7 protein-coding genes are annotated in these 6,381 nt (G+C 56.9%); 4 read left to right on the top strand and 3 right to left on the bottom strand.

Translation table 11 applies throughout. The features are described 5' to 3' along the window. The first annotated feature begins 601 nt into the window (after window positions 1-601). Together rhtA and AC1DSG_RS25985 are read left to right on the top strand one after the other, a co-directional pair. On the top strand, window positions 602-1,489 hold the full coding sequence (gene rhtA / locus AC1DSG_RS25990) for a threonine/homoserine exporter RhtA (RefSeq protein WP_477793447.1): 888 nt from the start codon (window positions 602-604) through the stop codon (window positions 1,487-1,489). A 166-nt stretch (window positions 1,490-1,655) separates the two neighbouring features. Further along, on the top strand, window positions 1,656-1,937 hold the full coding sequence (locus AC1DSG_RS25985; RefSeq protein ID WP_477793446.1) for a hypothetical protein: 282 nt from the start codon (window positions 1,656-1,658) through the stop codon (window positions 1,935-1,937). Here the strand turns inward: AC1DSG_RS25985 and AC1DSG_RS25980 are convergent. Beyond that, on the bottom strand, window positions 1,924-2,496 hold the full coding sequence (locus AC1DSG_RS25980) for a TetR/AcrR family transcriptional regulator (protein WP_477793448.1): 573 nt from the start codon (window positions 2,494-2,496) through the stop codon (window positions 1,924-1,926). The two genes, AC1DSG_RS25985 and AC1DSG_RS25980, sit on opposite strands and share 14 nt — an antisense overlap. A 91-nt stretch (window positions 2,497-2,587) precedes the next feature. Between AC1DSG_RS25980 and AC1DSG_RS25975 the strand changes: the two genes are divergently transcribed. Further along, window positions 2,588-3,316 (top strand): SDR family oxidoreductase, encoded by a 729-nt coding sequence (locus AC1DSG_RS25975; RefSeq protein ID WP_477793445.1) that lies wholly within the window; start codon window positions 2,588-2,590, stop codon window positions 3,314-3,316. Window positions 3,317-3,352: 36 nt separating this feature from the next. Further along, a complete protein-coding gene (locus AC1DSG_RS25970) occupies window positions 3,353-3,943 on the top strand; it encodes a 2-hydroxychromene-2-carboxylate isomerase (protein ID WP_477793444.1) in 591 nt (196 codons plus the stop codon). Between the two features lie 69 nt (window positions 3,944-4,012). Here the strand turns inward: AC1DSG_RS25970 and AC1DSG_RS25965 are convergent, their stop codons facing one another. Both AC1DSG_RS25965 and AC1DSG_RS25960 read right to left on the bottom strand, forming a co-directional pair. Then, window positions 4,013-5,821, bottom strand: a complete 1,809-nt coding sequence (locus tag AC1DSG_RS25965; RefSeq protein ID WP_477793443.1) for a M24 family metallopeptidase — start codon at window positions 5,819-5,821, stop codon at window positions 4,013-4,015. Window positions 5,822-5,886: 65 nt separating this feature from the next. Further along, window positions 5,887-6,381: aminotransferase class V-fold PLP-dependent enzyme (locus tag AC1DSG_RS25960; RefSeq protein ID WP_477793442.1), on the bottom strand; the 495-nt coding region annotated here is incomplete at its 5' end.

Here is a 6,381-nt window from a genome sequence, read left to right as displayed (position 1 = left end):
ACCCTAAACTTGGCTCAGCAATCGTTGGTTACATCTTTGATTTCTCGCGGAGTAACTTGTGATGCTGATAATCTTGYTGACTATCAGTCTGACTCCACAAGCACCCACACGAATTGCTTGATTCAGTTGTTAAAGAGCGGTTGGTTAAGATCTTTCGTCTCAACCGAGGCGCGCATTCTACAGCAGCCTCTGTTGCTGTCAAGCGGTTATTTTCAGAAGTTTTCAAAGTTTCGCTTGGAAATCTCTAACAACTTCAACCACTTGCGCTTTCGATCTCTCGTCAGCGGGAGGCGAATTCTACAGCGTTACACGCTGCTGTCAACACCTCTTTTTCAACTCCTTTCGGGCTTCGATGAACTGAAGCCGCTTGCTGCCGAAAACTGCGTAACTCTTTGTTTACCAAGGAGTTTTCCGTTTCGACTGCGCCGGAAGTGGGGCGAATTATAGACATCCAGAATCTGCCGTCAAGCATTGATTTGGCTTTTCTATCAAGTTACTCAAAAACACTGCTATATATAGACGCGCTCGCCACAAATGCGCACTATATTGCTCAATCGCAATCAACAATACTCTCGCTTCCCACTCCGGACGATGCCACGCAATGAATGATCAACCCCGCAGCCTTGCCTCGACCTTGTTCCCGGTGGGCCTGCTACTAATAGCTATGGCGTCGATCCAGTCCGGAGCGTCTTTGGCTAAAAGCATGTTTCCTGTTATTGGGGCTCAAGGAACCACTACCCTACGCCTGATTGTCGCCAGTGTGATCATGTTGCTTCTACTCCGCCCATGGCGGGCGAAGCTCACTGCAAAATCCCTACGCACCGTGATCATTTACGGAATGGCATTGGGCGGCATGAACTTCCTCTTCTATATGTCCTTACGAACCGTCCCCCTGGGCATTGCCGTAGCGTTGGAGTTCACCGGACCGTTGGCGGTGGCAATATATGCCTCGCGCCGTGCGATCGACTTTTTGTGGATCGCACTGGCCGTTACAGGATTGCTGCTGCTGATTCCAACAGGAGCCACATCCGCGGGGATCGACCTGACAGGTGCAGGTTATGCGTTAGGCGCAGGTGCCTGCTGGGCGTTGTACATACTTTTCGGCCAGAAGGCCGGCGCCGACAACGGCGTGCAAACCGCAGCACTGGGCGTCATGATTGCCGCATTGTTCGTGGCCCCAATCGGCATCGTCCATGCCGGCGCCGCGCTTTTGACTCCGGCGCTGATCCCCGTTGCCATCGGTGTTGCCATTCTGTCCACCGCCCTGCCCTACACGCTGGAGATGGTCGCCCTCACCCGAATGCCTGCCCGTACGTTCGGCACATTAATGAGCATTGAACCGGCGTTCGGTGCATTGTCAGGCCTGTTGTTCCTCCACGAATACCTCTCACTGTCACAGTGGATGGCTATCTTGTGCATCATTCTGGCTTCCGTGGGTGCAACCATGACCATGGGCAGCGATGCCAAGCCAGCGGTAGCGGCCGATTGATACAGAGTTTTACGCAGGTCTGGTAATTACTGTTCAATTAAGCCATGTTTAGGCCCGTAACCCAGTGCCAGACATGGATTTTTTCAGGGTAGGGATATCAGAACGCTTTAAGCAGCGAGTGCAGCGAGACCCGGGCAAAAGATCCGGGAACGCTATAAGGACAGCAATGAAACGAATTTTGATATTGATCGCCGTACTTGCAATTGCGGGTTGCGCGGCGACCTCGAAAACACAAGTCAAACACGGCAAAAAAGGGCTGCACATCAACTGCTCAGGACTCTCATCCTCGTGGGACAAGTGCTTCACCAGCGCCGCCAACTCCTGTGCACCCAAGGGGTACAAGGTTCTCGCCAAGTCGGGGGACGCGGTGGAAGAACCAGGAGACTATCCGTTCGGGCTCAATCCTGCCGGCTACACCAGCCGAAGCATGATTGTCATTTGCAAATAGATTGATGCCGTCCGGCAATCTGGCGACCAATCTCCTCGTAGCTGGACTTCAACACATCACGCTGGATGTCTGGCGTCGCCAGCATCCGGGCGACAACCAAAGCGCCGATACATTGCGACAGAATGGCCCAAGCCAGGCTGTCGCTTTCCAGAATGCGCGCCCAACTCTCCTGTAGCTGACAAATCCAGCGCTCAGCCTGCTGGCGAACCAGCACATCCGAACGAGCGATCTCTGTGCCTAACGTCGGCAATGCGCATCCGGATTCTGGATGCTCGACATGCGCCATGCTCAGGTAATGCTTAACGCAACGCTCAAGTTTTTCGCACCCTTGGTCGGTGCCTAATCGTTCCAGGCTTTGACTTAGCTCACGCTCGACGATTGAAGCGAACAGTTCGTCCTTCGACGAAAAATGACTGTAGAAAGCCCCACCGCTCAAGCCGATCGCCTTCATCAAGCCGTCGACACCAACCGTGGAAAAACCTGACTTCTTGGCTGATATCGCACTGCTTTCCAACAGCTTCTCTTTGGTTTGCAACTTGTGACTGGCCGAGTAGCGCATTGCCCTTCCCTCAGGGTTGATCATCTTGACGCCTACCGAATCGTAGCATAACGTTCGTTTAGTTAACGATCGTTTAGCAAAGGACCAACTCATGAATAACAAGAAAGTCGTACTGGTGGTCGGCGCCGGTGATGCTACCGGCGGCGCCATCGCCAAACGTTTTGCACAGGAAGGCTACGCTGCCTGCGTCACCCGACGCAGCGCAGACAAACTTCAGCCGCTGGTAGACGCAATCAAAGCCAATGGCGGTGACGCCCACGGTTTTGCCTGCGATGCGCGTAAGGAAGAAGAGGTGATCGCATTGGTCGAACAGATCGAAAGCGAGATCGGGCCTATCGAAGCGCTTGTCTTCAACATTGGAGCCAATGTGCCCTGCAGCATTCTTGAAGAAACGGCCCGCAAGTATTTCAAGATTTGGGAAATGGCCTGTTTTTCAGGTTTTCTCAATGCTCGTGAAGTCGCCAAACGCATGGTCAAGCGTCAACGGGGCACGATCCTGTTCACTGGGGCCACGGCTGGCATGCGCGGTGCCGCGGGATTTGCTGCGTTCGCTGGAGCCAAGCACGGCATTCGTGCCTTGGCCCAAAGCATGGCGCGTGAGCTCGGCCCCATGAACATTCACGTTGCTCACGTCGTCGTCGATGGGGCGATCGATACCGATTTCATCCGCGAAAGTTTCCCGGAAAAATACGCGACCAAAGACGAAGACGGCATTCTCAACCCCGAGCACATCGCCGAAAACTATTGGTACCTGCACAGCCAACCACGGGACGCCTGGACTTTCGAACTGGATTTACGGCCATGGAGCGAACGCTGGTAAGCCCTTCCCTACAACAATAAACAGAGCGCACCCACCATGAGCAAAACCGTGGAGTTTTTTTTCGACCTTGGCAGCCCGGCCACCTACCTGGCCTACACCCAGCTACCAAAAATCTGTGAACAAACCGGCAGCCAACTGATTTACACGCCAATGCTGCTGGGTGGCGTCTTCAAGGCCACCGGCAACGCTTCACCGGCGGTCATCCCGGCCAAGGGCCGTTACATGTTCCAGGACCTCGACCGATATGCAAAACGTTATGGCGTCCCACTGAAATTCAACCCGCACTTCCCCATCAACACACTGATGCTCATGCGCGCCGTCACCGGGATTCAGTTACGACATCCCGAGCAGTTCCTGGCGTTTATCGACTGCCTGTTCATTGCCCTATGGGTTGAAGGCCGCAGCCTTGATGACCCGGCCACCGTCGCCGCGGTGCTGACACAAAACGGTTTTGACCCCAATGAAATACTGGTCATGACAGCCGACGAGGAGGTCAAAGCCGCCCTCAAGGACAACACCGAGAAAGCCATACAGCGCGGTGTATTCGGCGCACCGAGCATGTTCGTCGGCAACCAGATGTTCTTTGGCCAGGATCGGCTGGAATTCGTTATTGAGGCCCTGAGATAAGCAACCAAGGCCACGACGTGCGAAACAGGATGAGTCAGGCGCTCAAACAAGCGCCTGAACTCCAACCTGTCAAATAGCCGCAGTACGGGTGTTCAACCACTCAAGAGGGGCGCCATCAAGCAGCGGGCTCAAGCGCTCGCGCACCTCGGCGTGGTAGGCGTTGAACCACTGTTTCTCTTCCAGCGTCAGCAGCGACGGCTCCAGGCAGCGGGTGTCGATCGGGCACAGCGTCAGGGTTTCGAACTTGAGGAATTCACCAAATTCGCTGGTGCCCGCCTCACGGTTCAACGCCAGGTTCTCGATCCGCACCCCCCAACGCCCCGGCCGGTAAGTGCCTGGCTCGATGGAGGTGATCATGCCCGGTTGCATCGCGGTCTGCGGAGTAGCTGCAGCCTGATAGGCGATGRCCTGCGGACCTTCGTGAACGTTGAGGAAGTAGCCAACGCCATGGCCAGTGCCGTGACCGTAGTCGACGCTTTCAGCCCAGATCGGCGCGCGAGCGATGGCATCGAGCAACGGCGACAAAATCCCCCGAGGGAATTGCGCACGGGACAGCGCGATCACGCCTTTGAGGACGCGTGTGCAGTCACGTTTCTGTTCGTCCGTCGGTGTACCCACCGGCACCATCCGCGTGATGTCGGTTGTACCACCCAGGTACTGACCGCCGGAGTCGATCAGTAACAGACCGTCCCCCTCGATCACCGCGTGCTCTTCTTCGGTCGCGTGGTAGTGCGGCATCGCACCATTGGCGTTGAAGGCGGCAATGGTGTTGAAGCTCAGCGACACGTAGCCAGGACGTCGGGTACGCGCGGCGGTCAGGTGTTCGTCGATGGTCAGTTCGGTGATGCGCTCACGACCCAGGGCCGAATCCAGCCAAGTAAAGAATTCGCACAGGGCAGCGCCGTCCTGCTCCATGGCCTGACGAATGTGCTCGGCATCGGCCAGGCTTTTCTGCGACTTGGCCAGCGTGGTCGGGTTCAGGCCTTCGACCAGTTCTACGCCACTGTCGAGGTTGTCCAGCAAACCGGCGGTGACGCGCGCCGGATCGACCAGCAGGCTTGCACCGCTTGRCACTGCCTGCAAGGCGGCGACCACTTCACTGTAATCACGCAGGGTCACGCCGTCTTGTTCCAGCACGGCACGCAATTCGGCATCGACTTTGCTCAGGGCCACGAACAGGGTCGCCTGCTCCTGACTGATCAAGGCGAAAGACACGAACACCGGGTTGAACGACACGTCGCCGCCGCGCAGATTGAACAGCCAGGCAATGTCATCAAGGGTGGCGACAAAATGCCAGTCAGCACCACGGTCTTTCAGAACCTGGCGCAGCCTCGCGAGTTTTTCACCACGGCTGACCGTCGCTTGCGGCGGCAAATGTTGATAAATCGGCTCATTTGGCAGCGTCGGACGATCACTCCAGACTTCGCTCAACAGGTCGATGTCGGTACGCAGGCGCGCGCCGCGTTCTTCGAGTTTTCCACCCAGCGTACGCGCCGAGACCACAGCCATCACCGCACCATCCACCGCGACGACGCCCCCTTCAGGGGTTTTTTCGGCCAGCCAGTCCAGCGGGCCGGGTTGACCCGGTTGCAGCTTGACCAGTTCGATGCCGCTGCCCTTGAGCTCCTTGGTCGCTTGCTCCCAATAACGGCTGTCAGCCCAGACGCCGGCAAAATCCGGCGTCACGATCAGTGTGCCGACCGAGCCATGGAAGCCCGACAACCACTGCCGCCCCTGCCAATAGCCTGGCAAGTATTCCGACAGGTGCGGATCGGCCGACGGCACCAGCAAGGCATGAATGCCTTCGCGGCTCATCAGTTCACGGGTTTGCGCCAGGCGCTGGGGCACCGATCCATTGATCGAAGGCTGCGTACTCATCGTGTCTCCTGCTAATCACTTCAGCTTAATTGTTGTGTGCCGATCGGAGTCGGCGCTTTAAGGCGCTACTGCCAGAATGCCGGGGCGCTGGCGCAGGCCGCTTTGATCAGGTGCACCGCCTGGTCGATGTCTTGCTCGGTGGTGAACCGGCCGAGACTCAAGCGAATTGTGCGACTCGCCGAGCGGGCGTCATGCCCCAGGGCCAGCAGCACATGGGATGGAACATTGCTGGCGGAGTTACAGGCCGAGGTCGCAGAAAAGGCGATCGAATGGCTCAGCGCCGCAGAATTGAACTCACCTTCGCTGAAGGTCAGGCTCAAGGTGTGAGGAATGCGTTGGGTAGGGCTGCCATTGAGGCGAACGCCGGGAAGACTCAGCAACGGCTCAAGCAAACGTTCACGCAAGCGCATGATCGTGGCTTTCTCTTCATCGAACAAAGCAGCGGCCAATGCGAAGGCCACACCCATGGCTGCGATCTGATGGGTTGCCAGGGTGCCGGAACGCAATCCGCCCTCGTGACCACCGCCGTGAATCTGTGCCTGCAAGCGTTGCTGTTGCTG

It is taken from the genome of Pseudomonas sp. P5_A12, from assembly GCF_056400685.1.
This window is presented reverse-complemented; position numbering and strand designations above follow the sequence as displayed.

Coding starts and splice junctions, on each gene's coding strand:
- rhtA (WP_477793447.1), top strand. CDS start 602: ATGAATGATCAACCCCGCAGCCTTGCCTCGACCTTGTTCCCGGTGGGC.
- AC1DSG_RS25985 (WP_477793446.1), top strand. CDS start 1,656: ATGAAACGAATTTTGATATTGATCGCCGTACTTGCAATTGCGGGTTGC.
- AC1DSG_RS25980 (WP_477793448.1), bottom strand. CDS start 2,496: ATGCGCTACTCGGCCAGTCACAAGTTGCAAACCAAAGAGAAGCTGTTG.
- AC1DSG_RS25975 (WP_477793445.1), top strand. CDS start 2,588: ATGAATAACAAGAAAGTCGTACTGGTGGTCGGCGCCGGTGATGCTACC.
- AC1DSG_RS25970 (WP_477793444.1), top strand. CDS start 3,353: ATGAGCAAAACCGTGGAGTTTTTTTTCGACCTTGGCAGCCCGGCCACC.